A 26,668-nucleotide genomic window follows, 5' to 3' on the forward strand; every position below is an offset into this window, starting at 1 on the left:
GATTAAACTTTGAATGAAAGGGATTTTAATGAAAAAAATCGTTTTAGTAGCGGTAGCCTTATTGATTAGTGCTTGCGCGAGCTATAAGATCACGCCTGAACATGTTACTTCCTATAATAATGGGATTCAAGTGATGACCTCCACGCAAGCCAAGTCTAAAGTCCAGCTAGAAATCGCTCAAAGCAAATTGAAAGGTTTGAATGAATCCCCCTTAGTGCTGTATGTAGCGGCGCAAGTTATAGAGGGAAATCCTGTAGTGTTTAGCCGTAAAGCCATTTCGGTGTCTATCAACCAAACGAATTTACCGGTCTTAAGCTTGAGACAGGTGATGAAATCCAGTTTTGATTTTGAAGGCATTTTACAAAGCTTTAATATCAGCGTGCCGACCGCCCCTATTGATAATATCAATATGATCACCCCGCCTATGTTTTATTACGGGCAAGGGAGTTTTTTAGCTTATAACGGCATGATGTATGGGGGAATGGGCATGTATGGGCCAGGCTTTGGCATGATGATGATGGATGATGTAGAAGAGCAAGAGGTCATGCAAGAAAGCCGCCAGGCTTTAAAAATCCTAGCGATCAATTATCTTAAAAACAACACCCTTAACGTTGAAGGTAAGGCTAGAGGAGGGTTTGTGGTGGTGGATACCAAAAACCTTAAAACCCCGGGCGTGGTGGTGGTTAAAGTCTTTTTAGAAGATGAAATCCACACCTTTAAAATTGATATTTCTAAGATGTGATCATCCCCATTTAATAAAAGCCTTTGGGCCAATCCACCTAAAGGTTTTTTCTCAATTCGGTTAAAAACGATTAAACCTTACGCCATTTTTTAGACTTTATTTTATGGCAAACAAAAAGGAAAAACCAAACGATTAAACCCCCCTTTTTTTTGCGTTTATTTTTGAGAAGCTAAAAAATCCTGGATATTTTCTTTGGTTTTTTCTATCAAGGTTTTCAAGCTGTCGCTATACGCCCATGCGATATGGGGGGTTAAAAGCAATTTGTTTTGGATCTTTGGGTTCAAAAACGCATGATCTTTTTCAAAAGGCTCTTTCACAAACACATCGCTCGCGTAATACAAATCTTTGGTTTCTAAAGTTAAAGCCAAATCCCTTTCATTCACAATGCCCCCACGCCCCACATTGATTAAAATCGCCCCTTCTTTTAGGCCTTGCAATTCTTTGAGAGCGATTAAATCGCGCGTGCTTTCATTTAAGGGGGCATGAATGCTGATAATACCGCTTGTTTTAAGCAATTCCTCCAAACTCAAGCGCTCATACTCTTCTTTTTTATCTTTAGGGGAATAATACACCACCTTTGCCCCGAAAGCTTGAGCGAGTTTGGCGACTCTTTTACCGATTGTGCCTAAACCAATAACCCCCCATTGACCCCCTTTAATAAGCCCCATTTTCATATCGCTAATGTGCGTAAAAATATCGCTTTGACTATATTCCCCGCTTTTGCAGTAACGATCATAATAGTTGATTCTCCCCAACAAAGACAACGCGCACGCTAAAGTGTGCTGGGCTACAGATTCCGTAGAATAAGCGTTCACATTTTTGACCTCTATGCCTAAAGCTTTCGCACTTTTTATATCCACATTATCCGTACCTGTAGCGGTGATGCAAATGAGTTTGAGTTTAGGCAATTGGCTTAAAACCTCTTGGGTGATAACGACTTTATTCAATACCATAATTTCAGCTTCAATTGATCGTTCAACGATTTGACTGGGCGAAGTAACCTCATAAAAATCAAAATCCGCCACTTCTTTTAAAACTTCTAGCGCTTTTAACCCCACGCTTTTAGCGTCTAAGATCACGCCTTTTTTGAATGTTTTCATCTCTTTACTCCTAGATTTAATTTTAAAGTTATATAATTAAACCACAAAATCCTTTTTTAAAAGAAACTAAGCATGCCAAAACCCAAGAAAAACACCCTCCCCTGTAGCCTTTCTGTCAAAATGTCTTATTTCATGCGTTTTCTCATTAAATGGCGCACCCGCTCTTTAAGCCATAAAATGATGACTCTCATTCAAATCTTAAGCATTCTGGCTTTAGCGAGCAAGGCCAGTGAAGATTTAGAAGAGCAACTCAAAAAAATCAAAGATTACATTTATAGAACCCTAAACGCTAAAATCGCATCGGATGTGTATAACCGAGTGCTTATTTTAGTGAATGAATATTGCGCTAATGAAGAATTGTTTGATAAAGAGAGCGTTAAAATTTCAGATTTACTCATTCAAGACATTCAGCTTTACGCTTTAGTCGATGAAATGCTTAAAGAAGATAAATACCAAGTCCAGCACACCATTTTAAAGGGCATCATCAAGCGCAAATACGACGAAGCCTACTCGCTCAATAGCGAAGACAGGATTCTTTTAGAATACCAAGAACGCTTGCTAGAACCCTCATACGCGTCTTTTTCCAATAAAAAATTCAAATGATTTGAAAGCGTTACCCCACTTTTTAGGTTTTTATTGAAAAAGGGCTTTAAAATGAGCTAAAATGAGCGTTTTATTTGAAAATATAAAGGGATTGAATGGCTTTTAAGGTGGTGCAAATTTGCGGGGGGCTTGGGAATCAAATGTTTCAATACGCTTTCGCTAAAAGTTTGCAAAAACACCTTAATACGCCTGTGCTATTAGACACTACTTCTTTTGATTGGAGCAATAGGAAAATGCAATTAGAGCTTTTCCCTATTGATTTGCCCTATGCGAGCACTAAAGAAATCGCTACAGCTAAAATGCAACACCTCCCCAAGCTAGTAAGAGACGCGCTCAAATGCATGGGGTTTGATAGGGTGAGTCAAGAAATCGTTTTTGAATACGAGCCTAAATTATTAAAGCCAAGCCGCTTGACTTATTTTTATGGTTACTTCCAAGATCCACGATATTTTGATGCTATATCCCCTTTAATCAAGCAAACCTTCACTCTACCCCCCCCCCCGAAAATAATAGAAAACAATAAAAAAGAGGAAGAATACCACCGCAAACTTGCTTTGATTTTAGCCGCTAAAAACAGCGTGTTTGTGCATATAAGAAGAGGGGATTATGTGGGGATTGGCTGTCAGCTTGGTATTGACTATCAAAAAAAGGCGCTTGAGTATATGGCTAAGCGCGTGCCAAACATGGAGCTTTTTGTGTTTTGTGAAGACTTAACATTCACGCAAAATCTTGATCTTGGCTACCCTTTTATGGACATGACCACTAGGGATAAAGACGAAGAAGCGTATTGGGATATGCTGCTCATGCAATCTTGTAAGCATGGCATTATCGCTAATAGCACTTATAGTTGGTGGGCGGCTTATTTGATAGAAAATCCAGAAAAAATCATCATTGGCCCCAAACACTGGCTTTTTGGGCATGAGAATATCCTTTGTAAGGAATGGGTGAAAATAGAATCCCATTTTGAGGTAAAATCCCAAAAGTATAACGCTTAAAGCGGCTTAAAAAAGGGGCTTTACTAGTGGTTTAAATCTTTAATTTTAGATTTGATTTCTTTATAGCGAGCGTCTAATTCTATTTTTCTGTCCATGGATATTTTGATAAATTCGCTTTCTTTTTCTATGCCGATAAATTCCCTTTTCAAAAGATTAGCCGCAATGCCTGTGGTGGAGCTCCCGCTAAAAGGATCGCCAATGAGAGAATTTTCATCGCTCGCCATTAAAAGCAAGCGCACCAACAGCGCGAGAGGTTTTTGAGTGGGGTGCTTGCCGTTTGCTTTTTCCCAAGGAGCGATCGCTGGAAAGCTCCACACATCACGCATTTGTTTATCGTTATTGATCTTTTTTAAAACCTCATAGTTAAAAACATGCTTATGCTTGCGGCTTTTCCTCGCCCAAATGATTTGCTCAGCCGAATGCGTCAAATAACGGCAGCTGAAATTGGGAGGAGGGTTGGTTTTTTGCCAAGTGATGAGGTTTAAAATCTTAAAATCCAATTTTTGTAAAATGCGCCCCAAAGAAAAGATATTGTGGTAAGTCCCGCTGATTAAAAGGCTTCCTGTGTTTTTTAAAGCCTTTTTGGCGTTGTTTATCCACTGGTAATTGAACTCATCAATATCGTCAATCCCGTCTTCTTTATCCCAATCGCCTTTATTGACGCTCACAATCTTACCGCTCTGTATGCTTAAGCCGTCATTAGAAAGGAAATAAGGCGGATCAGCAAAGATCAAATCAAAAGCATTTTCAAATTGAGGTAAAACCTCATTGCAATCCCCTTGATAAAGGGTGAAAAGCTGGTCTGTGCTTTTAAAAATGGGACAAGAAAGATAAAGCACTCCCATTTTTTATTCTGCTTTAATGCCTTTCTTTTCAATGTATTTTTGCATTGCTTCATCATCAAGCACTTCATCAAAAAACTCCCCTATATCCACTGCCGTATCAAGTCCTTTTTCAATTTGCTTGTTAATCTTTTCCATAAAAGGCTTAAAATCCTTCGGACTTTGTTCTATAAGCATGTTAAGTGTGGGTATATCAATCTCTCTTTCTTTAGCTGGCAACAAGATTTTAGAGTTTGAAATCTCAGATTCTAGTTTGATAACCCCTATACCAAAGCTTTGGTTGAGCCGTTTTGATTCATCCAAAATTTCATTTTTTTCTTTATATTCAATCTTAAAAACCACCAAATACCCCTCATTAGCCCAGCTAGAATTGCTCACCGCTTGAAAATAGCTCTCTTTTAAATTGGAAAGACTAAGCTCTTTTTTAAGCTCAAAGGAAAAAAGCTTGTGTCTTTTTTGACCGTTATGGTGTAAAAATTTCAAAGTTTCTTTTTCATATTTACTTTTAAGATCTTTATCATAGGGAAAATACACACCCACAATGTCAGGATAATTCCACTTGCATTCGCCCGCTTCGCCTTTTTTACATTCTTCATGGCGGATGGTTTTGCATAGGAGCTTGAACTTTGAATCTTCATTAAGGAATTTCACAAGCAGTGGGTGCAAATCCCTTTCATGAAAAGAGTTTTTTTGTTTTTTGGCTGTGCCTGAACACTCGCTCTGTTCATCATATTCTTCTTTAGCATCTAGGGTTTCTTGTGGTGGAAATTTTCTTTCACGAGATTTGAGCCAATAGAAAAAGGCTCCTCCCTCTTTGCGTGCAACATAAAATTGCTTCTTATCTTTACCAAGATCACTTCCAAGTGTGGACCAAGGTGTTTTTCCTATGCTTGGGCGTTCTTTATCCAATCCCATTTCACAAGCTCTCTCAAAAATTTCTTTAGTGCTCAAAGGCCTTTCTGCTTGTTCTAAAACTTTTTTACCTATTTCTTTGTTAGTCATGTTCTTTTCTTTTTTATGATTGTAGTGGAAACAATTATACTCAAAATGTTTGAAAATACCGCAGTAGATATAGGGTTTAGGCTGGGTGTCTCTCTTCACCCAACCTAAGTATTGTATTTGTAAAATCTGTAAAAGGAGTGTCGTAAAAGGAATGCTTAGAAACTATAATGTCTCATCAATACATTCTAAACAAAAAGTTTTTAAAGGCAAAAAGGCTGGCGGACAGGGAGGGATTCGAACCCTCGGTAACCTTGACGGCTACGCATCCTTAGCAGGGATGTGGTTTCAGCCAACTCACCCACCTGTCCTTGTAAAAAGTAGAATTATAGTAAAAATAAGTTAAAATAAACCTTAAACTTTAATGGTTTCTAAACAAAACTAAGGGCTTTTATATTACAATCTTAATCTACAAACTAAAATAAACTTTTTAAGGATACGCATGCAATACGCGCTATTATTTCCAGGGCAAGGCTCGCAATGTATAGGAATGGGGAAATCATTCTATGACAGCTACACTCTGGCTAAAGAATTGTTTGAAAGGGCTTCTAACGCGCTTAAAGTGGATATGAAAAAAACGCTTTTTGAAGAAAATAATCTTTTAAAAGAGAGCGCTTACACCCAGCCTGCCATTTATTTAGTGAGCTATATCGCTTACCAATTGCTTAACAAACAAGTAAATGGAGGGTTAAAACCCATTTTTGCTTTAGGGCATTCTCTCGGTGAAGTGAGTGCAGTGTCTTTGAGCGGGGCGTTAGATTTTGAAAAAGCCCTGAAACTCACGCACCAAAGAGGCAAAATGATGCAAGAAGCGTGCGCGAATAAAGATGCGTCCATGATGGTCGTTTTAGGCGTTTCTGAAGAAAGCCTTTTGAGTCTGTGTCAAAAAACTAAAAACGTGTGGTGCGCGAATTTCAATGGCGGCATGCAAGTGGTTTTAGCCGGGATTAAAGACGATTTGAAAGCCCTAGAGCCGACTTTAAAGGAAATGGGGGCTAAAAGAGTGGTCTTTTTAGAAATGAGCGTGGCGAGCCATTGCCCCTTTTTAGAGCCTATGGTTTTTAAATTCCAGGAATTGCTAGAAAAAAGCTTGAAAGATAAATTTAATTTTGAAATCATCTCCAATGCGATTAACGAAGCGTATTATAATAAAGCAAAAGCCGTTGAATTGTTGAGCTTGCAACTCACTCAGCCCGTGCGTTATCAAGATTGCGTGAAGTCTAATAGCGATAGAGTGGATGCGTTTTTTGAATTAGGCTGTGGGAGTGTGCTAAAAGGGCTTAACAAGCGCTTGAGCAACAAGCCCACTATAAGCGTAGGGGATAATAAGGGGCTTGATGAAGCCATTGAGTTTTTAGAAGAATACGTGTGATCAGGAGAGAGTGGTGCAAAAAATTGGCATTTTAGGGGCAATGAGAGAAGAAATAACCCCTATCTTGGAATTGTTTGGCGTGGGTTTTGAAGAGGTTTCTTTAGGAGGGAATGTTTTCCATAAAGGCGTTTATAATGATAAAGAAATCGTTGTCGCTTATAGCAAAATTGGCAAGGTGCATTCCACTTTAACCACGACGAGCATGATTTTAGCGTTTGGCGTTCAAAAAGTGCTTTTTAGTGGGGTGGCTGGAAGCTTAGTTAAAGATTTAAAAATCAATGATTTGTTGGTGGCTCAAAAATTAGTCCAGCATGATGTGGATTTGAGCGCGTTTGATCACCCTTTGGGGTTTATCCCAGAAAGCGCGATTTTTATTGAAACGAGCGAAAATTTAAACGCCCTAGCTAAAAAAATCGCTAGCGAGCAACATATCACGCTCAAAGAAGGCGTCATCGCATCAGGCGATCAGTTTGTCCATAGCAAGGAAAGAAAAGAGTTTTTAACTAGCGAGTTTAAGGCGAGCGCGGTGGAAATGGAAGGGGCGAGCGTGGCGTTTGTGTGCCAAAAATTTGGCGTGCCATGCTGTGTTTTAAGGAGCATTAGCGATAACGCCGATGAAAAAGCCGACATTAGCTTTGATGCATTTTTAGAAAAAAGCGCTCAAACTTCAGCGAAATTCTTAAAAAGCATGGTGGATAAGCTTTAGGGTTTGTTTTTATTAAACGCAAACAATTGAAACCCTATTTTTAAAAAATGGGGGTTTTTAAATTTTATTTTAAACTCGTTTTATAATTAGAATTTAAGCTATTTTTTAGTAAAATAACAAAGGATTAGGTGTATCTTATCTTATGGATCTAGCTTTTGATTGAAAGCATGGGTTCTTATTTTATGGAGTGTCCAATGAAAAAGAAAGCTAACGAAGAAAAAGCCCCCAAAAGAGCTAAACAGGAAGCCAAAGCAGAAGCCACACAAGAAATTAAACAAGAAAACAAAGCTAAAGAAAGCAATAAAGCCAAAGAGAGCAAAATTAAAGAAAATAAAACCAAAGAAAGCAAAGTCAAAGAAACAGCGAAAGAACCTGTTCCTATTAAAAAGCTTAGTTTTAATGAAGCGTTAGAAGAATTGTTCGCTAATTCCTTAAGCGATTGTGTTTCTTATGAGTCTATCATTCAAATCAGCGCGAAAGTCCCCACTCTAGCCCAAATCAAAAAAATCAAAGAGTTGTGCCAAAAATACCAAAAGAAATTGGTCAGCTCTTCAGAATACGCTAAAAAACTCAATGCGATTGACAAGATTAAAAACACCGAAGAAAAGCAAAAAGTTTTAGATGAAGAATTAGAAGATGGCTATGACTTTTTGAAAGAAAAGGATTTTTTAGAGTGGAGCAGGAGCGATAGCCCGGTACGCATGTATTTGCGTGAAATGGGGGATATAAAACTTTTAAGCAAAGATGAAGAGATTGAATTGAGCAAGCAAATCCGCTTGGGTGAAGACATTATTTTAGACGCGATCTGCTCGGTGCCGTATTTGATTGATTTTATTTATGCGTATAAAGACGCTTTAATCAATCGTGAACGAAGGGTTAAAGAGCTTTTCAGGAGCTTTGATGATGACGATGAAAATAGCGTGAGCGATTCTAAAAAAGATGACGACAACGAAGAAGACGAAGAAAACGAAGAAAGGAAAAAAGTCGTTTCCGAAAAAGACAAGAAGCGTGTAGAAAAGGTTCAAGAAAGCTTTAAAGCCCTAGATAAGGCTAAAAAAGAATGGCTCAAAGCCCTTGAAGCCCCTGTAGATGAAAAAGAAGACGAATTGGTGCGTTTATTGACCCTAGCTTACAAACGCCAAACGCTCAAAGACAGACTCTATGATTTAGAGCCTACTAGCAAACTGATTAATGAATTAGTCAAAACGATGGAGACCACTTTAAAAAGCGGCGATGGGTTTGAAAAAGAGTTGAAACGCTTGGAATACAAATTGCCCTTATTCAATGACACTCTCATCGCTAACCATAAAAAAATCCTCGCTAATATCACTAACATGACTAAAGAAGATATTATCGCTCAAGTGCCAGAAGCGACCATGGTGAGCGTGTATATGGATCTTAAAAAGCTTTTTTTGACTAAAGAAGCGAGCGAAGAAGGTTTTGATTTAGACCCTAACAAGCTAAAAGAAATTTTAGAGCAAATCAAAAGAGGGAAATTGATTTCCGATCGCGCTAAAAACAAAATGGCTAAATCCAATTTAAGGTTGGTGGTGAGCATCGCTAAACGATTCACAAGTAGAGGCTTACCCTTCTTGGATTTGATTCAAGAGGGCAATATCGGCTTGATGAAAGCGGTGGATAAGTTTGAGCATGAAAAGGGCTTCAAGTTTTCTACCTATGCGACCTGGTGGATCAAACAAGCCATCAGCAGAGCCATAGCCGATCAAGCCCGCACTATCCGCATCCCCATTCACATGATTGACACGATTAATCGCATCAATAAAGTCATGCGCAAACACATTCAAGAAACCGGCAAAGAGCCTGATTTGGAAGTGGTGGCTGAAGAAGTGGGGCTTTCGTTAGATAAAGTGAAGAATGTGATTAAGGTGACTAAAGAGCCTATCAGTTTGGAAACCCCAGTCGGCAATGATGATGACGGCAAATTTGGGGATTTCGTGGAAGATAAAAATATCGTTAGCTCCATTGATCACATCATGCGCGAAGATTTAAAAGCGCAAATTGAAAGCGTTTTGGATCAGTTGAATGAGCGAGAAAAAGCGGTGATCCGCATGCGTTTTGGGCTTTTAGACGATGAAAGCGATCGAACTTTAGAAGAAATTGGCAAGGAATTGAATGTTACGAGAGAAAGGGTGCGCCAGATTGAAAGCTCTGCGATCAAAAAATTGAGAAGTCCGCAATACGGGCGCATTTTGAGAAACTATTTGCGCATTTGATGTTAAGGTTCTCTAAAGCATGCGTTATTTTCTTGTAGTTTTCTTGTTTTTGTTTGTGGGTTGCACAAAAAAGGATTTCACGCTCAAAGATTTATCCTTGCCCCAAGAGGCTTCAAGCTATCTTGCAAGCTCTCAAAATGGCAGTAACAACAACCAAAGCATTGACCCCCAAGCGTTAAGAGAAAATCTGAAAGAGAGCTATCTCAAAGCGTGGTATTCCCCATGGCTAGATGCGAAAGTCAAAAGCAATAAAAAAGAAGTGTTTTGGATCCTCAAAGAAATGAATAAATCCACCGGTTATGGCGAAGATCTAAAACCCAACGCAAAAGCTTTCAATGACAAGCTTATTAAAAGCATGGATATTGAGCATTACCCGAGCGCTAAGATTAAGGCTGTTGTGGTGCGAGATAGCGATGTTAGGGCTGTGCCTACTAACAAACCTTTTTATCTTTCTCCAAAAGGCTATCCTTTTGACAGGTATCAAAATTCGCTGATTTTTCAAGGCACGCCGGTTTTAATCACGCATTTTAATCTAGATAAAACTTACGCCCACATTCAAAGCAGTTTTGTTTATGGTTGGATCAAAGTTAGCGATTTAGGCTATATGCACGATAAAGACATAGAGCTTTTAACCAAGCTTAAAAATTATGTCATGCCTATAAAAGATAAAATCCCCCTTTATACAGACTATGGGGATTTTTACACCGATGCTAGGGTGGGCGAATTGTTCACTCTCATCCCCCAAAGTCAAAACGCATCTCAAAACCCCCAAAAAAAGGAATTGAAAGCCTATGGTTTTTTGAGAGACGCTAAGGGCTATGCAACTTTACAAAGCGTGATCTTAGATGAAAAGGATTTTTTTGTTTTCCCTAAGGTTTTTAACAGCGAGAACATGGCGTATTTTATAGACACCATGCTAGGGCAAAAATACGGCTGGGGTGGACTATTAGGTAATAGGGATTGCTCGGCTTTCACTAGGGATAGTTTTGCTAATTTTGGAATTTTACTCCCCAGAAATTCCTACGCACAAAGCCGTTATGCGAACAATTATGTGGATTTAAGCTCCATGAAAGCTAAAGAAAAAGAAGATTACATCCTTAAAAACGCCACGCCTTTTGGAACGCTCATCTATTTAAAAGGGCATATCATGCTCTATTTAGGTGCACACAACCATCAAGCGATAGTCGCTCACAGCATTTGGTCGGTGCAAACCCAAAAGCATTTTAAAACCTTGAGCCATAAAATAGGGGGCGTGGTGATCACTTCATTATGGCTAGCGGAAGAACATAATGGGGCGTTTTCTAAAAAGAAATTGTTGATTGATAGGGTGCTTGGAATGAGCGATTTGAAAGATTTTGTCAATAAAACTTCAAGCCCTTTGAATGCGAATTGATTTTCTTATATTATGATTACGATTTATCAATTTAAAACATTTGGAGAAAGACAATGAGTATGGAATTTGATGCTGTTATTATTGGAGGCGGGGTTTCAGGGTGCGCGACCTTTTATACTTTGAGCGAATACAGCTCTTTAAAACGCGTGGCTATCGTGGAAAAATGCTCTAAATTAGCTCAAATCAGCTCTAGCGCTAAGGCTAATTCACAAACCATTCATGATGGCTCTATTGAAACGAATTACACTCCCGAAAAAGCTAAAAAAGTGCGTTTGAGCGCTTATAAAACCAGACAATACGCTTTGAATAAAGGCTTGCAAAATGAAGTAATTTTTGAAACCCAAAAAATGGCTATAGGCGTGGGCGATGAAGAATGCGAGTTCATGAAAAAACGCTACGAATCCTTTAAAGAAATCTTTGTGGGGCTAGAAGAATTTGACAAGCAAAAGATTAAAGAATTAGAGCCTAATGTGATTTTAGGGGCTAATGGCATAGACAGGCATGAAAACATTGTCGGGCATGGTTATCAAAAAGATTGGAGCACCATGAATTTTGCGAAGTTGAGTGAAAACTTCGTTGAAGAAGCTTTAAAATTAAAGCCTAACAACCAGGTGTTTTTGAATTTCAAAGTGAAAAAGATTGAAAAACGCAACGACACTTATGCGCTCATTTCAGAAGACGCTGAAGAAGTGTATGCTAAATTCGTGCTAGTTAATGCCGGCTCTTACGCTTTGCCTTTGGCTCAGAGCATGGGCTATGGCTTGGATTTAGGGTGCTTGCCTGTGGCGGGCAGCTTTTATTTTGTGCCGGATTTATTAAGGGGTAAGGTCTATACCGTTCAAAACCCCAAGCTCCCTTTTGCAGCCGTACATGGCGACCCTGATGCTGTCATTAAAGGAAAAACACGAATCGGGCCTACGGCTTTAACGATGCCTAAATTAGAGCGCAACAAATGTTGGCTTAAGGGTATTAGTTTGGAATTACTAAAAATGGATTTGAATAAAGATGTGTTTAAGATCGCGTTTGATTTGATGAGCGATAAAGAAATCCGTAATTATGTGTTTAAAAACATGGTTTTTGAATTGCCTATTATCGGTAAAAGGAAATTTTTAAAAGACGCTCAAAAAATCATCCCCTCTCTTAGCCTAGAAGATTTAGAATACGCTCATGGTTTTGGCGAAGTGCGCCCGCAAGTTTTAGACAGAACCAAGCGAAAATTGGAATTAGGCGAAAAAAAGATTTGCACCCATAAAGGCATCACTTTTAACATGACCCCCTCTCCAGGCGCGACGAGTTGCTTGCAAAACGCCCTTGTGGATTCCCAAGAAATCGCTGCGTATTTGGGCGAGAGCTTTGAATTAGAACGCTTTTATAAAGATTTATCCCCAGAAGAATTGGAAAATTAAAAACGCATGCAAAACGAACAAGAAGCCCGAGAAATCGCTAAAAAAGCCGTTCAAATCGTGTTTTTTTTAGGGATTGTGGTGGTGCTTTTGATGATGATAAACCTTTACATGCTCATCAATCAAATCAATGCGAGCGCTCAAATGAGCCAACAAATCAAAAAAATAGAAGAAAGACTCAATCAAGGGCAAAAATAAAGGCTTTGGCTTATTAAACATGAGTAACAAAATTAAAAAAAGCTTAAGGGCATTTTTTAAAATAAATACAATAAAAGAGCTTGCGTAAGCAAGTGATAGCCTCTTTAAAAAGCGGTCTTTTGGGGTTGGGGGGTTTTTAGTTGGGGTTGTAGGGGAGGTTTATTGTAAAATACCTCCCTATCCCCTTAAGGAAATGAATTTTACTTAAGAAATGAGTTTGACTATAAAATCAAAAGCAATCAAACAAATTTTTTAAAAAACCCTATTTTCAAACTTTAAACTTTCCTTAAATTCAGCAATATTTAAGCTTATTTCCTTATAATGGGTGCTTTAATTTTATCAAAGGATTCTCATGACAAAGACTGCTAAAGTCAATGACATCGTTCGTGATTGGGTCGTTTTAGACGCCAAAGACAAAGTTTTTGGCCGCTTGATCACTGAAATCGCTGTGCTTTTAAGAGGCAAACACCGCCCTTTTTACACCCCTAATGTGGATTGTGGGGATTTTGTGGTGGTTATCAACGCCAATAAGGTTAAATTTTCAGGCATGAAATTAGAGGATAAAGAGTATTTTACCCATTCAGGCTATTTTGGCAGCACCAAGAGCAAGACTCTCCAAGAAATGCTAGAAAAAGCCCCTGAAAAGCTCTACCACTTAGCCGTTAGGGGCATGCTCCCTAAAACGAAATTAGGGAAAGCGATGATTAAAAAACTCAAAGTTTATCGTGATGATAAGCACCCTCACACCGCACAAACTAGCAAAAAGGACGCTAAATGAGAAAAATCTATGCTACCGGTAAAAGAAAAACCGCTATCGCTAAAGTGTGGCTCACTCCGGGTAAAGGCGAATTGAGTATCAATGAGCAGAGCCTGAATCAATGGTTAGGCGGGCATGAAGCCATTAAAATGAAGGTCATGCAGCCCTTGCTTTTAACCAAACAAGAGCAATCTGTGGATATTAAAGCGGTGGTTTTTGGTGGGGGCTACTCAGCGCAAGCGGAAGCTTTAAGGCATGGCATTTCTAAGGCTTTGAACGCTTATGATATTGCTTTTAGAGCCATTTTAAAACCTAAGGGCTTGCTCACTAGGGATTCAAGGGTGGTTGAACGCAAAAAATATGGTAAAAGAAAGGCCAGAAGAAGCCCGCAATTCTCTAAAAGGTAATTTTTATTTCTTTAGCTCTTCTTTGAGGGAGCTTTGGAGGGCTTTGGCTCTCTTTTATTTTCTGCTTTTTTTCTCTCTTGTTTTATTAAAATTTCAAAATAATGTATAATAATCGTTCTCTATCAATTCGTTTTAAAAGGGCAAAGGGAATGAAATCTACAAGAATTGGTTCTAAAATTGTCATGATGGTGTGTGCGGTCGTTATTATCATTAGTGCTGTTATGGGCGTTATTATCAGCTACAAGGTTGAAAGCGTGTTGCAAAGCCAAGCCACAGAATTGCTGCAAAAAAAGGCTCAGTTAGTCAGTTTTAAGATTCAAGGCATTATGAAGCGCATTTTTATTGGCGCTAACACCCTTGAAAAATTCTTAAGCGATGAAAATAACGCTATTAATGACACCCTAAAAAGGCGCATGCTCTCTGAGTTTTTGTTGGCAAACCCCCATGTGCTATTGATTAGCGCAATTTATACGAATGATAACGAACGAGTCATCACTGCAATGAACATGGATTCAAAAATCGCCTACCCTAATACCACGCTCAATGAAAACATGATTAATCAAATCCATTCGCTCAAAAGTATAACCCGTTCAGATCCCTATTATAAGGAGGTTAATGGCGATAAAATCTATGGCATGGATATTACCCTCCCCCTAATGGGTAAGAATCAAAATGTTATGGGCGCGCTGAACCTCTTTTTAAACATTGACGCTTTTTATACCGATGTAATAGGCCAAAATAAGAGCAACACCTTTTTAATGGGGAAAGACGGCAGGCTTTTAATCAACCCTAATCGTGAGATCCAAGATAAGATTTTAAGCGCTATCAATCCGGATAGAAGAGTCGCTAAGGCTGTGGAGTATTATGACAAAAACGAAGCGGGCACTTTGAGCTACCATTCATTGAGCGGGAATACAGAAACCTTTTTAGCCATACAGCCCTTTGATTTTTTTGAAGGAAAAGAAAATAATGGCAATCATTGGCGTTGGGCGATTGGGAAATACATTAACAAATCTCTAGTCTTTCAAGAAGCGACAAACACCAAATTCATTATTATCACCACTTTGATTGTAGGCGTGCTGGTGTTAGCCTTTTTAGTCTTTATCATCATTTCTAATCTCATAACCAAACGCATCAGTAGGGTCAATAACACCCTAAATGATTTTTTCAACCTGCTTAATAACCCCAAAAATAACCATGCCATAAGCCTAACGCCCCCAAGCGCTTATGATGAAATCGGGCAAATGCAAGCTTCTATCAATGAAAACATTCTTAAAACCCAAGAAAACATTCAAGCCGATAATAAAGCCATTCAAAACAGCATTGAAGTGGCTAATTTTGTGGAAAGTGGGGATTTCACGCAAGAAATCGCATGCGTACCTAAAAATAAAGATTTGCAAGCTTTAAGAAATACGATTAATAGCATTATCCAGTATTTTCGTAACCAAATTGGCGCCAATATTGAATCCCTAAATAACGCCCTAGAGCATTATAAAAACCTGGATTTCACCCACCATATCCAAAATCCTAAAGCCAACATGGAAAAAGCACTCAACACTTTAGGGCAAGAAATTTCTAGCATGCTTAAAGCTTCTTTAGGGTTTGCGAACGCGCTCAATCATGAATCCAAAGATTTAAAAACTTGCGTGGATAACTTGACTAAAACCGCCCACAAGCAAGAAAGAAGCCTGAAAAACACCACCCAATCCTTAGAAGAAATCACTAATATTATCACAACAATTGATTCTAAAAGCCAAGAGATGATCTCTCAAGGCGAAGACATTAAAAGCGTGGTGGATATGATTAGAGACATCGCTGATCAAACGAATCTATTAGCCCTAAACGCTGCTATTGAAGCCGCAAGAGCGGGCGAGCATGGCAGAGGCTTTGCGGTGGTGGCTGATGAGGTGAGAAAACTCGCTGAAAGGACGCAAAAATCCCTCAGCGAGATTGAAGCCAATATTAATATCCTCGTTCAAAGCATCGCCGATAACGCTGAGTCTATCAAAATGCAAAACAAGGGCGTAGAAAACATCCACAACTCCATTAACGCCTTGCAACAAGATGTGCAGGATAATTTGACTATCGCTAACCATTCCTTACAAGTCAGCGCTAAAATTGATGGGATCTCCCAAGATATTTTAGAAGATGTGAGCAAGAAGAAATTTTAATTTCTAATTTTGAGCGTCTAAAATATAAAACCGCCTAAAGCAAGGAGCTTAAACGCTCTAACGAACGCTCATATAAAAGGCTTAAAGTCTGCAAAGACATTCCCTAGCCTAAAAAGAGGTGTTTTGTCATCTTTTAGCTTGAATAGAGCCTAACGGCTGTGCGCTTGCATCTTGTGTCCTTAAAGGATGGGGTTTTTTGTGCTAGTTTGATAAAAGCTTTGGTTGGATTTTAACAAGCGTTCTTAGGGGAGTTAGTTGGGGGTTAAAAGGGGTGTTCATCGCAAAATACCCCCTACCACCTTAAAAGAATCATTTTTACTATAAAAATATTCATTAAAGTTTTGGCTATCACTCTTTGATATTCTTGGGGTTAATCTCAATTCCCCATATCGCCCATATCCCCCATGTCCCCCATATCGCCACCCATATCATCGTTCATATCCCCCATATCGCCCATGTCATCGTTGCCATTACCCATGTCGTCGTTCATATCGTTCGCGTTGTTCATGTCATCGCCTATGTCGTTGCCGTTGCTCATGTCGTCATTAGCGTTACCCGCATCATCGTTGCCGTTGTTCATGTTGCTCATATCATCAGTGTTACCGTTATCAGTATTGCCGGTGTCCGTGTTGCCGGTGTCCGTGTTATTCATATCGCCGGTATTGTTCATGCCGCCAGCATCTTTATCGTCAGTGGGGGTGTCAGCGGTGCTGGTATCGTTTGTGGTGTTAGTGTCGGTGTGAGTGTCGTCAGTGTGATCATCATCGGTATTAGTGGCACTGTTAGGGTTTATGAGCGCGTTACTCCCTTGATCCTTGCTGTCATTTGCATGGGTGTTGTCCATGTTGTTAATAGGCGTTTGTTGCGCAGGTTGTTGCATAGGGTTACTCATCGCATCATTCAAATCGTCTCTATCATCGCCATCAATTTTCAAACTCCCGTCTAAATAATTCCCCACCACATCGCTGCTATGGCTTAATTGCTGCACGCTGTCTAGGGCTTTATCCACTTGAGCTTGTTGCTCGCTTGAAAGCCCTTTTTGATCTTTTAAGTCATTGTCTAGTTGGTTGAGGTTGTTGTCTAATTTGTCTCTCACTTCCATAGCTTTATTGACCACTGAATCAATCTTACTAGGGCTCGCCCCATCTTGCTTCATTTCTTTGATTTGCCCCACTAAATGGTTAAGCTCTTTGGCTTGAGAAGTTATCGCATCCACGCTTTTAGTGGGCATGGCTTTAGTGTGGAAAAGCGAATTGTCTTTGAGCATGCGGCTGTTGTCTAAATTGACTAAAGCGCTATTCAAGCGGTTGGTTTGAATACCTTTGCTGAATTTGGGATCACGATAAAAGCTCATGAGATTTGCTTGTTGTAAGGATTTATCGTCTTTATCGTCTTTGTCATCATCAGTAGGCGTATCAAGTTGGTCAGTAGAAGCGTCATGGTCTAAAATCTCTTCTTGATCGAGCGCATACATATAATTTTCTAACATCAAGTAATCTTGAACTTGCATCATGAAAAACATGTTAGGGTAGAAGCCATACATGCCATCATAAAAGTCATAAAAATCATACATGCCCATGCCATACATGCCATACATACCATAATAAGGGCTATAGTAAGAGTTGTAATAGTTGTTGCTCCTGTAATAAGGGCTTTGAGCCTTTTCATTCTCTTGTTGTTTTTTAAGATACGCCCCTACCACACTCAAATCAGCGAGCATCTTTTGAGCCGTTTTTTGATCTTTTAAAGAAATGCCTAAGGGGATATAAATACCGGTGCGGTAACTATAAAAAGAATCCCTAGCGATGATTTTAAGGCAATATTTCAAATTCTTTTGCAATTTTAGGGCTTGCCTCAAACGCGCATGCGCTCTAAAATTCCCCAAGATGCCAGAGTTAAAACGCATTTTTTCCACTAACGCGCTGAATTTTTTCGCATCGCCATTAGCCGCATTGATATAGTTTAAAGCGCTAGCCCCCCACTCTTTGGTGCTGCTTTTATAACCCCCAAAATCCACTATTTTTGGCGTTAATTCCCCTTTTAATTGCGAATCTTTTAAGTCAAACAACGCCCTATTCACGCTGATAGCGTTCAAACTGAGTGTCATTATAAAAAGTATTTTTATAGCTTTCATTGATAACCTTAAAAAATATCTCTTGCGAGCATTATAGACTATTTTTAGAAATCAAAATGACTTTTGAAAACAAGCCAAAGTAAAAAATCAAATCCCAAAACAAAAGGTTCTGTTTTAAACGCTTCTTTAGTTTTTAAAAAACTTTCTTAAACAAAAACCTAACCCCCCAACACAACAAAACAAACACCGCAAAAAAAGAAAAAAGAAACCAACAGAGAGAAAATCCTCTATTGATAAAGAAGAGAAAGGCTTAGAAGTTGATCATGTAGTTGAAATAGATAGAGAAGTTCCTTTTATAGAACACATCTACTGATCCATCTACGCCCCTTTCCTTATAGAACTGGTTGGTAAATAAAGGCAATTTAAGGCCCACTTCAATCCCGCTGTGTTTAGAGAAATTGCTCCTAAAACCAAATTCAACAGGCATTTGGAAATAGCTCGTGTTCATGCTCGCTGAACAGCCGGCGGTGTTGTTGCAAATTCGCATTTGAGATTTCAAGTAGCTCTCTCCTTGGACGATAAACGAATCCCCTCCTAACCCAAAGCCTAAAAACAACCCTGCTGTGTTATAGCCCTCTTTACTTTCATAGAAGTTATAGAGCGCATCAAAGCCCACGCCATAAGTGAAGTTATTCACTTGAGACGCGCCCTCCATGATTCCAAGCTGGCTCCCCACAAAGCTTAAATTCGCATGGTTATAGCTGTAATATCCATAAGATCTAAAGCCAAAGCGTTTGGTTTTGCCAAAGAACCACTTATACCCTGCCATCGCATCTACCCCATACATTTGCCCGTAATTATTGGTGTTGATCACGCTTGGCGTGTAGGTTGCTTGGGCTTGAGCGACAGCGGTTTGAATGTTTTTATGCACATTCATGAAAGCGTCTTTTTGAGCCGTTAAATTGCTTTTTAGCGCGTTTAAGAAATTGATGGCATCTGTCGTTGTCGTTGTGCTATCACTAGCAGCTGCAAGCACAACGGTTTGCGTTTTTTGCGTATCAGCCGCAACAAGATCGGCCAAAGCCATATCCACTTGATTGATAGCTTTATCTAACGCGCCCACAACCGCATTAGAGCCGTTTGTCAATTGCCCGATCGTCGCACTAGAAGAATTTAAATAGCCTTTTAAAGTGTTTTGAGCGCTTTCTAATGCGCTAAACGCACTGCTTAAGCCTTGAGCGTTGGGAATCACACTGCTTAAATCGGTGCTACTATTCAAAAGGTTGCCAATCGTTGCGCTCTGTTGAGACATGGTTTCTACCCCACTTAAAGTGGTGTTCATGCCACTCACGCTCACGCTCTTAAGATTATTAACCGTAGTGGTGTCTTTAACCAGCTGGCTTGCCACACCGCTACCGCTTGGACTTGGTGTGCCACTTGAAGCGGTGTGTTTGTCGCCACCGCTACCGCTTGGTTCCTCTTTTTTAGTTGGTGGGGTTGATGGGGTTGGTGTGCCGCTTGAAGCGGTGTTTTGGGCTTGAGTTTGGGCTTGTTGTTGCGTTGGTGAATCGCTTGTTGATTTACTATCTTCCTTATCCTTTTCAGCATAATTACCAAAAACATGCGATGGTTTTTGCAATGCTGCGTAGATTTCTAAATCGGTAGCGTTCATGCTCCCTAAAAGCACGCCACTAGCCGCCAAAGAGACAAAGTCTAATTTTTTGAATGACTTTTTCATAACTTCTTTCTTATTTTTTCATCCAGCTTGCGCTTGGATTGACTTTAGTGTCCGGTTTAGAAGCGCTTTGCGTTTCTTGGGCTGGAGCTACTTGATTGCTGCCAAACATTGAAGTGTCTATTGGGGTGTTATTGTTAGCGCCTGGGGTGCGGGTGGTGTTTTGGTTTTCTAAATTAGAATATTGAAACCCCCCTCCTAAAAACGCGCCGCTTTTTTCTGCCATAGACACACTAAAGGCTAATGCCATACCTAAAAAAACTTTTTTCATTTAAAACTCCTTAATGTGAGAAATCCTAAGGATTTCTTTTTTTATTGCATTCATGCTATGGCGCAAAAATATAGGGGATTACCAAAATTTGAGAGTTGTCCTCATACATTCGCTTCTACAGAATACAATCCGCTCTTACAAATATTGAGCTTTGGAGTTATATCACAAAAAAGTGAATTTTTTGTTAATAATGTGTTAAATAAATCGTTTTATTTTTTAAAAGTGCATTTATATATATAAATAATTTATTATATTTATAACTAGATTTTATGGAAGCTTTTACGCTGTTTTTGTGTGGGGCGAAAATTTAGAGCATGTTAGGGTTTTTGGTAGTAGTGGGTGGCTATCTTAAAAAACGCTGTTTTATCGCTTTTGTCGTATCGTTTGATGGTGAAAATCTTATTCAAACTGGCTTTGAGCATGAGCGATTAAGGGGTTAATCACTTCATCTAAATTCCCTGAAAGCATGATTTCTTCTAAACTATACAGAGTTAAATTGATTCTATGTTCGCTCAAGCGGTTTTGCGGGTAATTATAAGTGCGGATCCTTTCACTCCTGTCCCCACTACCCACTTGCTCCTTTCGGTCTTTGGCGTTAGCGAGTTGCTGCTCTTCAATTTGTTTTTCATAAAGGCGTGCTTTTAGGATTTTTAGGGCTTTATCCTTGTTTTTATGCTGGGATTTTTCATCTTGCATGCTCACGCTGATATTGGTGGGGAGGTGCGTGATGCGCACCGCAGAGTCTGTAGTATTGACGCATTGCCCCCCATGCCCGCCAGCGCGAAACACTTCAATCTTTAGATCGCTAGGGTTGATAGAAACTTCCACATCATCCACTTCAGGCATGATCGCTACTGTGATAGCGGAAGTGTGGATGCGCCCTTGAGATTCTGTCTCGGGGACTCTTTGGACTCGATGCGTGCCTGCTTCAAATTTGAGCCTTGAATACACGCCCTTACCCTTAATCAAAGCGATGATTTCTTTATAGCCCCCTACGCTGTTTTCGCTAGAACTCACTATCTCTACTTTCCATTTTTTCAAATCCGCATAACGGCAATACGCTTTAAACAAATCCCCTACAAAAATGCCCGCTTCATCGCCCCCTGTGCCGGCCCTTAACTCTAAATAGATGTTTTTATCATCATTAGGATCTTTGGGGATAAGGAGTTGCTTAATGGCAGTTTCTAGATCGCTTTTTTGGATTTCTAAAATTTTTAACTCTTCTTTAGCCAGTTCGCTCAATTCCTTGTCTTCTAAAAGCTCTTTATTTTCTTTGATATCCTCTAAAACGCTCAAATACTCTTTGCTCGCTATAGAGATTTCTTCAATAGAGCTTTGCTCTTTGCTCAATTCGGTGAGTTTTTTAATATCATTAATGACTTCAGCGCTAGAGAGTAAGGCTGTGAGTTCGTCGTATCGTTTGAGAATGGAAGAAAGCTTTTCGGCTAAAATAGACATGCGAGATTACCTATAAATTAAATAAATTAAAAAAAGACGCAACAATTTAAAAAACGCTAAAACTTAAAAAGAAGCTCAATAATAAATTTCATCATGAGCTAAAGAAGTTAAACCGCCCCTAAAACTAAGCGAGAGCGATTTTTTTCACTGAAGCGTTAAGCCTTGAAACTTTCCTAGAAGCGGTGTTTTTCTTTAAAATACCCTTGCTGACAAATTTATGCAACTCTTTATTAGCGATTTTCAAACGCTCTTGAGCTTTTGCTACATCATTGATGGCGACCGCTTCACGCACGGCTTTAATGATATTTTTAACTTTAGTTTTATAGAACCTGTTGCGTTCGGTTCTTTTAATGGTCTGTCTGATTCGCTTTTCTGCGGACTTATGATTTGCCATAGCCTTGTTTTAATCCCTTTGTAATGTAAAATTTGGCATAATTCTATCTAAAAATTGATTAAAAATAGTTTAAAAGGTATTTTATAACGATGAAAATTTTTGGGACTGATGGCGTGAGGGGTAAAGCAGGGGTGAAACTCACCCCCATGTTTGTGATGCGTTTAGGCATTGCTGCCGGGTTGTATTTTAAAAAACATTCTCAAACGAATAAAATTCTAATTGGTAAAGACACCAGAAAAAGCGGCTATATGGTAGAAAACGCTTTAGTGAGCGCTCTCACTTCCATAGGCTATAATGTGATTCAAATAGGGCCTATGCCTACCCCTGCGATTGCGTTTTTAACCGAAGACATGCGCTGTGATGCGGGCATTATGATAAGCGCGAGCCACAACCCTTTTGAAGACAATGGCATTAAGTTTTTCAATTCTTATGGTTATAAGCTTAAAGAAGAAGAAGAAAGAGCGATTGAAGAAATCTTTCATGATGAAAGATTACTGCATTCCAGTTATAAAGTGGGCGAGAGCATCGGTAGCGCTAAAAGGATAGATGATGTCATAGGGCGTTATATCGTGCATTTAAAACACTCTTTCCCCAAACATTTGAATTTACAGAGTTTAAGGATCGTGCTAGATACCGCTAATGGTGCGGCTTATAAGGTGGCTCCGGTCGTTTTTAGCGAGCTTGGGGCTGATGTGTTAGTGATCAATGATGAGCCTAATGGGTGTAATATTAATGAGCAATGCGGGGCTTTACACCCTAACCAATTGAGCCAGGAAGTGAAAAAATACCGCGCGGATCTGGGCTTTGCTTTTGATGGCGATGCGGATAGGCTGGTGGTGGTGGATAATTTAGGGAATATCGTGCATGGAGACAAGCTTTTAGGGGTGTTAGGGGTTTATCAAAAATCTAAAAACGCCCTTTCTTCTCAAGCAATTGTCGCTACAAACATGAGCAATTTAGCCCTTAAAGAATACTTAAAATCCCAAGATTTAGAATTGAAGCATTGCGCGATTGGGGATAAGTTTGTGAGCGAATGCATGCAATTGAACAAAGCCAATTTTGGAGGCGAGCAAAGCGGGCATATCATTTTTAGCGATTACGCTAAAACAGGCGATGGTTTGGTGTGCGCTTTGCAAGTGAGCGCGTTAGTGTTAGAAAGCAAGCAGGTAAGCTCTGTTGCGTTAAACCCCTTTGAATTATACCCCCAAAGCCTAGCGAATTTGAATGTCCAAAAAAAGCCTCCTTTAGAAAGCCTGAAAGGTTATAGCGCTCTTTTAAAAGAGTTAGACAAGCTAGAAATCCGCCATTTGATCCGTTATAGCGGCACTGAAAACAAATTACGAATCCTTTTAGAAGCTAAAGATGAAAAACTTCTAGAATCCAAAATGCAAGAATTAAAAGAGTTTTTTGAAGGGCATTTGTGCTAAAAACCACTAAAAAAAGCCTGTTGGTTTTTATAGGGGTTTTTTTCCTTATTTTTGGCGTGGATCAAGCGATTAAATACGCTATTTTAGAGGGGTTTCGCTATGAAAGTTTGGTGGTAGATATTGTTTTAGTGTTCAATAAAGGCGTGGCGTTTTCCTTGCTCAGTTTTTTAGAGGGGGGTTTGAAATACTTGCAAATCCTTTTGATTTTAGGGCTTTTTATCTTTTTAATGCGCCAAAAGGAGCTTTTTAAAAGCCATGCGATAGAGTTTGGCATGGTGTTTGGCTCTGGGGTTTCTAATGTTTTAGACCGGTTTGTGCATGGGGGCGTGGTGGATTATGTGTATTACCATTATGGCTTTGATTTTGCCATTTTTAATTTCGCTGATGTCATGATAGATGTGGGTGTGGGCGTTTTATTGTTAAGACAATTCTTTTTTAAGCAAAAACAAAACAAAATTAAGGCATAATCACTCTCTTTAAAATAAAAGGTCGCGTAGCTCAGTTGGTAGAGCACTACCTTGACATGGTAGTGGCCGCTGGTTCAAGTCCAGTCGTGGCCACCATTATCACTCCAATTTTAATTCTCATTTTTTTGCGAGTTTTTGATCTTTATCAATTCTAAAGGGCATTAAACGCACTTCTAATAACGCTTTTATAGCGCTTCAAAAATATAACACTAATTCATTTTAAATAATAATTAGTTAATGAACGCTTCTGTTAATCTTAGTAAATCAAAACATTGCTACAATTACATCCAACCTTGATTTCGTTATGTCTTCAAGGAAAAACACTTTAAGAATAGGAGAATGAGATGAAACTCACCCCAAAAGAGTTAGACAAGTTGATGCTCCACTATGCTGGAGAATTGGCTAAAAAACGCAAAGAAAAAGGCATTAAGCTTAACTATGTAGAAGCAGTAGCTTTGATTAGTGCCCATATTATGGAAGAAGCGAGAGCTGGTAAAAAGACTGCGGCTGAATTGATGCAAGAAGGGCGCACTCTTTTAAAACCGGATGATGTGATGGATGGCGTGGCAAGCATGATCCATGAAGTGGGTATTGAAGCGATGTTTCCTGATGGGACTAAACTCGTAACCGTGCATACCCCTATTGAGGCCAATGGCAAATTAGTTCCTGGTGAGTTGTTCTTAAAAAATGAAGACATCACTATCAACGAAGGCAAAAAAGCCGTTAGCGTGAAAGTTAAAAATGTTGGCGACAGACCAGTTCAAATCGGCTCACACTTCCATTTCTTTGAAGTGAACAGATGCTTAGACTTTGACAGAGAAAAAACTTTCGGTAAACGCTTAGACATTGCGAGCGGGACAGCGGTAAGGTTTGAGCCTGGCGAAGAAAAATCCGTAGAATTGATTGACATCGGCGGTAACAGAAGAATCTTTGGATTTAACGCATTGGTTGATAGGCAAGCAGACAACGAAAGCAAAAAAATTGCTTTACACAGAGCTAAAGAGCGTGGTTTTCATGGCGCTAAAAGCGATGACCACTATGTAAAAACAATTAAGGAGTAAGAAATGAAAAAGATTAGCAGAAAAGAATATGTTTCTATGTATGGCCCTACTACAGGCGATAAAGTGAGATTGGGCGATACAGATTTGATCGCTGAAGTGGAACATGACTACACCATTTATGGCGAAGAGCTTAAATTCGGTGGCGGTAAAACCCTAAGAGAAGGCATGAGCCAATCTAACAACCCCAGCAAAGAAGAACTAGACTTAATCATCACTAACGCTTTGATCGTGGATTACACTGGTATTTATAAAGCGGATATTGGTATTAAAGACGGCAAAATCGCAGGCATTGGTAAAGGCGGTAACAAGGACATGCAAGATGGTGTTAAAAACAATCTTAGCGTGGGTCCTGCTACTGAAGCCTTAGCCGGTGAAGGTTTGATCGTAACGGCTGGTGGGATTGACACACACATCCACTTCATTTCACCCCAACAAATCCCTACAGCTTTTGCAAGCGGTGTAACAACCATGATTGGTGGCGGAACCGGTCCTGCTGATGGCACTAACGCAACCACTATCACTCCAGGCAGAAGAAACTTAAAATGGATGCTCAGAGCGGCTGAAGAATATTCTATGAACTTAGGTTTCTTGGCTAAAGGTAACGCTTCTAACGATGCGAGCTTAGCCGATCAGATTGAAGCCGGTGCGATTGGCTTTAAAATCCACGAAGACTGGGGAACAACTCCTTCTGCAATCAATCATGCGTTAGATGTTGCGGACAAATACGATGTGCAAGTCGCTATCCACACAGACACTTTGAATGAAGCTGGTTGTGTAGAAGACACTATGGCAGCCATTGCCGGACGCACTATGCACACTTTCCACACTGAAGGCGCTGGCGGCGGACACGCTCCTGATATTATTAAAGTGGCCGGTGAACACAACATTCTGCCCGCTTCCACTAACCCCACTATCCCTTTCACTGTGAATACAGAAGCCGAACACATGGACATGCTTATGGTGTGCCACCACTTGGATAAAAGCATTAAAGAAGATGTCCAGTTCGCTGATTCAAGGATCCGCCCTCAAACCATTGCGGCTGAAGACACTTTGCATGACATGGGGATTTTCTCAATCACCAGTTCTGACTCTCAAGCGATGGGCCGTGTGGGTGAAGTTATCACTAGAACTTGGCAAACAGCTGACAAAAACAAAAAAGAATTTGGCCGCTTGAAAGAAGAAAAAGGCGATAACGACAACTTCAGGATCAAACGCTACTTGTCTAAATACACCATTAACCCAGCGATCGCTCATGGGATTAGCGAGTATGTGGGTTCTGTAGAAGTGGGCAAAGTGGCTGACTTGGTATTGTGGAGTCCAGCATTCTTTGGCGTGAAACCCAACATGATCATTAAAGGCGGATTCATCGCGTTAAGCCAAATGGGCGATGCGAACGCTTCTATCCCTACCCCACAACCGGTTTATTACAGAGAAATGTTCGCTCACCATGGTAAAGCTAAATACGATGCAAACATCACTTTTGTGTCTCAAGCGGCTTATGACAAAGGCATTAAAGAAGAGTTAGGGCTTGAAAGACAAGTATTACCGGTTAAAAATTGCAGAAATATCACTAAAAAAGATATGCAATTCAACGACACTACCGCTCACATTGAAGTCAATCCTGAAACTTACCATGTGTTCGTGGATGGCAAAGAAGTAACTTCTAAACCGGCTAATAAAGTGAGCTTAGCGCAACTCTTTAGCATTTTCTAGGATTTTTGGGAGTGTTTCTCCCTCAATCTTAGTTTGTAGCTCCCTAATTTTTTGATTATCAAAGGATTGGGGGCTTTTTTTTGTTTTTATTTTTGATCAATTTACTATTTTTCTTTATGATTAGCTCAAGCAACAAAAGTTATTCG

Annotated in this window: 24 protein-coding genes and 2 tRNA genes; 17 read left to right on the plus strand and 9 right to left on the minus strand. The window is 39.7% G+C overall.

What is annotated here, in order from left to right:
* The first annotated feature begins 28 nt into the window (after nt 1-28).
* Nucleotides 29-742 (plus strand): hypothetical protein, encoded by a 714-nt coding sequence (locus tag EAL49_RS02915; protein WP_120828831.1) that lies wholly within the window; start codon nt 29-31, stop codon nt 740-742.
* A gap of 155 nt (nt 743-897) precedes the next feature.
* On the opposite strand, the gene EAL49_RS02920 is transcribed toward EAL49_RS02915, so the two are convergent.
* Nucleotides 898-1,842: a D-2-hydroxyacid dehydrogenase gene (locus EAL49_RS02920; RefSeq protein ID WP_120828833.1), complete on the minus strand. Its 945-nt coding sequence runs from the start codon at nt 1,840-1,842 to the stop codon at nt 898-900.
* A gap of 72 nt (nt 1,843-1,914) precedes the next feature.
* Here EAL49_RS02920 and EAL49_RS02925 point away from each other — a divergent pair, with 72 nt between their 5' ends.
* Both EAL49_RS02925 and EAL49_RS02930 read left to right on the plus strand, forming a co-directional pair.
* Nucleotides 1,915-2,445, plus strand: coding sequence for a hypothetical protein (locus EAL49_RS02925; protein ID WP_001125802.1), 531 nt, complete (start codon nt 1,915-1,917; stop codon nt 2,443-2,445).
* Nucleotides 2,446-2,540: 95 nt separating this feature from the next.
* Nucleotides 2,541-3,440, plus strand: a complete 900-nt coding sequence (locus tag EAL49_RS02930) for an alpha-1,2-fucosyltransferase (RefSeq protein WP_120828835.1) — start codon at nt 2,541-2,543, stop codon at nt 3,438-3,440.
* Between the two features lie 23 nt (nt 3,441-3,463).
* Here EAL49_RS02930 and EAL49_RS02935 read toward each other — a convergent pair whose 3' ends face one another.
* From EAL49_RS02935 to EAL49_RS02945, 3 genes are all read right to left on the minus strand, one after another.
* A complete protein-coding gene (locus EAL49_RS02935) occupies nt 3,464-4,285 on the minus strand; it encodes a DNA-methyltransferase (protein ID WP_120828837.1) in 822 nt (273 codons plus the stop codon).
* A 3-nt stretch (nt 4,286-4,288) separates the two neighbouring features.
* On the minus strand, nt 4,289-5,284 hold the full coding sequence (locus EAL49_RS02940) for an HTH domain-containing protein (RefSeq protein WP_120828839.1): 996 nt from the start codon (nt 5,282-5,284) through the stop codon (nt 4,289-4,291).
* Nucleotides 5,285-5,500: 216 nt separating this feature from the next.
* Nucleotides 5,501-5,592: transfer RNA gene (locus EAL49_RS02945), tRNA-Ser, on the minus strand.
* A gap of 131 nt (nt 5,593-5,723) precedes the next feature.
* Between EAL49_RS02945 and fabD the strand changes: the two genes are divergently transcribed.
* From fabD to tlpC, 9 genes are all read left to right on the plus strand, one after another.
* On the plus strand, nt 5,724-6,653 hold the full coding sequence (gene fabD / locus EAL49_RS02950) for an ACP S-malonyltransferase (protein ID WP_033601527.1): 930 nt from the start codon (nt 5,724-5,726) through the stop codon (nt 6,651-6,653).
* Nucleotides 6,654-6,663: 10 nt separating this feature from the next.
* Nucleotides 6,664-7,359 (plus strand): 5'-methylthioadenosine/adenosylhomocysteine nucleosidase, encoded by a 696-nt coding sequence (locus EAL49_RS02955; RefSeq protein ID WP_120828841.1) that lies wholly within the window; start codon nt 6,664-6,666, stop codon nt 7,357-7,359.
* Between the two features lie 194 nt (nt 7,360-7,553).
* Nucleotides 7,554-9,593, plus strand: coding sequence for an RNA polymerase sigma factor RpoD (gene rpoD / locus EAL49_RS02960; RefSeq protein WP_120828843.1), 2,040 nt, complete (start codon nt 7,554-7,556; stop codon nt 9,591-9,593).
* A gap of 19 nt (nt 9,594-9,612) precedes the next feature.
* Complete coding sequence (locus EAL49_RS02965) at nt 9,613-10,986, plus strand: SH3 domain-containing C40 family peptidase (RefSeq protein WP_120828845.1); 1,374 nt, start codon at nt 9,613-9,615, stop codon at nt 10,984-10,986.
* A 53-nt stretch (nt 10,987-11,039) separates the two neighbouring features.
* The gene (locus EAL49_RS02970; RefSeq protein WP_000061447.1) at nt 11,040-12,392 is read left to right on the plus strand and encodes an FAD-dependent oxidoreductase; all 1,353 of its coding nucleotides are present in this window, start codon (nt 11,040-11,042) and stop codon (nt 12,390-12,392) included.
* Between the two features lie 6 nt (nt 12,393-12,398).
* Entirely contained in the window at nt 12,399-12,587 is a 189-nt protein-coding gene (locus EAL49_RS02975; protein WP_001178802.1) for a DUF5408 family protein, read from the plus strand.
* A 352-nt stretch (nt 12,588-12,939) separates the two neighbouring features.
* The gene (gene rplM, locus EAL49_RS02980; RefSeq protein WP_000167671.1) at nt 12,940-13,365 is read left to right on the plus strand and encodes a 50S ribosomal protein L13; all 426 of its coding nucleotides are present in this window, start codon (nt 12,940-12,942) and stop codon (nt 13,363-13,365) included.
* Nucleotides 13,362-13,751, plus strand: a complete 390-nt coding sequence (gene rpsI / locus EAL49_RS02985; RefSeq protein WP_001227269.1) for a 30S ribosomal protein S9 — start codon at nt 13,362-13,364, stop codon at nt 13,749-13,751. The genes rplM and rpsI overlap by 4 nt, the downstream gene beginning before the upstream one ends.
* 149 nt (nt 13,752-13,900) lie before the next feature.
* Nucleotides 13,901-15,922, plus strand: a complete 2,022-nt coding sequence (gene tlpC, locus EAL49_RS02990; RefSeq protein WP_120828847.1) for a methyl-accepting chemotaxis protein TlpC — start codon at nt 13,901-13,903, stop codon at nt 15,920-15,922.
* A gap of 376 nt (nt 15,923-16,298) precedes the next feature.
* On the opposite strand, the gene EAL49_RS02995 is transcribed toward tlpC, so the two are convergent.
* The 5 genes from EAL49_RS02995 to rpsT all read right to left on the minus strand — a co-directional run bounded on the left by EAL49_RS02995 (nt 16,299) and on the right by rpsT (nt 21,854).
* Nucleotides 16,299-18,056, minus strand: a complete 1,758-nt coding sequence (locus tag EAL49_RS02995; RefSeq protein ID WP_120828849.1) for a dentin sialophosphopreproprotein — start codon at nt 18,054-18,056, stop codon at nt 16,299-16,301.
* Nucleotides 18,057-18,306: 250 nt separating this feature from the next.
* The gene (locus tag EAL49_RS03000; RefSeq protein WP_120828851.1) at nt 18,307-19,734 is read right to left on the minus strand and encodes an outer membrane protein; all 1,428 of its coding nucleotides are present in this window, start codon (nt 19,732-19,734) and stop codon (nt 18,307-18,309) included.
* A gap of 10 nt (nt 19,735-19,744) precedes the next feature.
* Entirely contained in the window at nt 19,745-20,002 is a 258-nt protein-coding gene (locus EAL49_RS03005) for a hypothetical protein (protein WP_033764644.1), read from the minus strand.
* Nucleotides 20,003-20,401: 399 nt separating this feature from the next.
* Nucleotides 20,402-21,460 (minus strand): peptide chain release factor 1, encoded by a 1,059-nt coding sequence (prfA, locus tag EAL49_RS03015; protein WP_120828855.1) that lies wholly within the window; start codon nt 21,458-21,460, stop codon nt 20,402-20,404.
* Nucleotides 21,461-21,584: 124 nt separating this feature from the next.
* Nucleotides 21,585-21,854, minus strand: coding sequence for a 30S ribosomal protein S20 (gene rpsT, locus EAL49_RS03020; RefSeq protein ID WP_001273627.1), 270 nt, complete (start codon nt 21,852-21,854; stop codon nt 21,585-21,587).
* 89 nt (nt 21,855-21,943) lie between these two features.
* Between rpsT and glmM the strand changes: the two genes are divergently transcribed.
* The 5 genes from glmM to ureB all read left to right on the plus strand — a co-directional run bounded on the left by glmM (nt 21,944) and on the right by ureB (nt 26,522).
* Nucleotides 21,944-23,281, plus strand: a complete 1,338-nt coding sequence (gene glmM, locus EAL49_RS03025; protein WP_120828857.1) for a phosphoglucosamine mutase — start codon at nt 21,944-21,946, stop codon at nt 23,279-23,281.
* Complete coding sequence (gene lspA / locus EAL49_RS03030; protein ID WP_120828859.1) at nt 23,275-23,748, plus strand: signal peptidase II; 474 nt, start codon at nt 23,275-23,277, stop codon at nt 23,746-23,748. The genes glmM and lspA overlap by 7 nt, the downstream gene beginning before the upstream one ends.
* 20 nt (nt 23,749-23,768) lie before the next feature.
* Nucleotides 23,769-23,844 (plus strand) — tRNA-Val (locus EAL49_RS03035).
* 248 nt (nt 23,845-24,092) lie between these two features.
* Nucleotides 24,093-24,809 (plus strand): urease subunit alpha, encoded by a 717-nt coding sequence (ureA, locus tag EAL49_RS03040; protein WP_000779222.1) that lies wholly within the window; start codon nt 24,093-24,095, stop codon nt 24,807-24,809.
* Nucleotides 24,810-24,812: 3 nt separating this feature from the next.
* Nucleotides 24,813-26,522, plus strand: a complete 1,710-nt coding sequence (gene ureB / locus EAL49_RS03045) for an urease subunit beta (RefSeq protein WP_000724295.1) — start codon at nt 24,813-24,815, stop codon at nt 26,520-26,522.
* Nucleotides 26,523-26,668 lie beyond the last annotated feature (146 nt).

Origin of the sequence: Helicobacter pylori (genome assembly GCF_003637665.1) — a bacterium.
In the GTDB taxonomy this organism is placed as follows: Bacteria; Campylobacterota; Campylobacteria; order Campylobacterales; family Helicobacteraceae; genus Helicobacter; species Helicobacter pylori_CK.

Bases quoted from the DNA above. Each gene is read 5' to 3' on its own strand.
- ureA (WP_000779222.1), top strand. From the start codon at position 24,093: ATGAAACTCACCCCAAAAGAGTTAGACAAGTTGATGCTCCACTATGCT.
- EAL49_RS02995 (WP_120828849.1), bottom strand. From the start codon at position 18,056: ATGAAAGCTATAAAAATACTTTTTATAATGACACTCAGTTTGAACGCT.
- EAL49_RS03000 (WP_120828851.1), bottom strand. From the start codon at position 19,734: ATGAAAAAGTCATTCAAAAAATTAGACTTTGTCTCTTTGGCGGCTAGT.
- EAL49_RS03005 (WP_033764644.1), bottom strand. From the start codon at position 20,002: ATGAAAAAAGTTTTTTTAGGTATGGCATTAGCCTTTAGTGTGTCTATG.
- tlpC (WP_120828847.1), top strand. From the start codon at position 13,901: ATGAAATCTACAAGAATTGGTTCTAAAATTGTCATGATGGTGTGTGCG.
- glmM (WP_120828857.1), top strand. From the start codon at position 21,944: ATGAAAATTTTTGGGACTGATGGCGTGAGGGGTAAAGCAGGGGTGAAA.
- EAL49_RS02915 (WP_120828831.1), top strand. From the start codon at position 29: ATGAAAAAAATCGTTTTAGTAGCGGTAGCCTTATTGATTAGTGCTTGC.
- prfA (WP_120828855.1), bottom strand. From the start codon at position 21,460: ATGTCTATTTTAGCCGAAAAGCTTTCTTCCATTCTCAAACGATACGAC.
- fabD (WP_033601527.1), top strand. From the start codon at position 5,724: ATGCAATACGCGCTATTATTTCCAGGGCAAGGCTCGCAATGTATAGGA.
- EAL49_RS02965 (WP_120828845.1), top strand. From the start codon at position 9,613: ATGCGTTATTTTCTTGTAGTTTTCTTGTTTTTGTTTGTGGGTTGCACA.
- EAL49_RS02940 (WP_120828839.1), bottom strand. From the start codon at position 5,284: ATGACTAACAAAGAAATAGGTAAAAAAGTTTTAGAACAAGCAGAAAGG.
- EAL49_RS02970 (WP_000061447.1), top strand. From the start codon at position 11,040: ATGAGTATGGAATTTGATGCTGTTATTATTGGAGGCGGGGTTTCAGGG.
- rplM (WP_000167671.1), top strand. From the start codon at position 12,940: ATGACAAAGACTGCTAAAGTCAATGACATCGTTCGTGATTGGGTCGTT.
- rpsT (WP_001273627.1), bottom strand. From the start codon at position 21,854: ATGGCAAATCATAAGTCCGCAGAAAAGCGAATCAGACAGACCATTAAA.
- EAL49_RS02935 (WP_120828837.1), bottom strand. From the start codon at position 4,285: ATGGGAGTGCTTTATCTTTCTTGTCCCATTTTTAAAAGCACAGACCAG.
- EAL49_RS02925 (WP_001125802.1), top strand. From the start codon at position 1,915: ATGCCAAAACCCAAGAAAAACACCCTCCCCTGTAGCCTTTCTGTCAAA.
- ureB (WP_000724295.1), top strand. From the start codon at position 24,813: ATGAAAAAGATTAGCAGAAAAGAATATGTTTCTATGTATGGCCCTACT.
- EAL49_RS02920 (WP_120828833.1), bottom strand. From the start codon at position 1,842: ATGAAAACATTCAAAAAAGGCGTGATCTTAGACGCTAAAAGCGTGGGG.
- rpoD (WP_120828843.1), top strand. From the start codon at position 7,554: ATGAAAAAGAAAGCTAACGAAGAAAAAGCCCCCAAAAGAGCTAAACAG.
- EAL49_RS02975 (WP_001178802.1), top strand. From the start codon at position 12,399: ATGCAAAACGAACAAGAAGCCCGAGAAATCGCTAAAAAAGCCGTTCAA.
- rpsI (WP_001227269.1), top strand. From the start codon at position 13,362: ATGAGAAAAATCTATGCTACCGGTAAAAGAAAAACCGCTATCGCTAAA.
- EAL49_RS02930 (WP_120828835.1), top strand. From the start codon at position 2,541: ATGGCTTTTAAGGTGGTGCAAATTTGCGGGGGGCTTGGGAATCAAATG.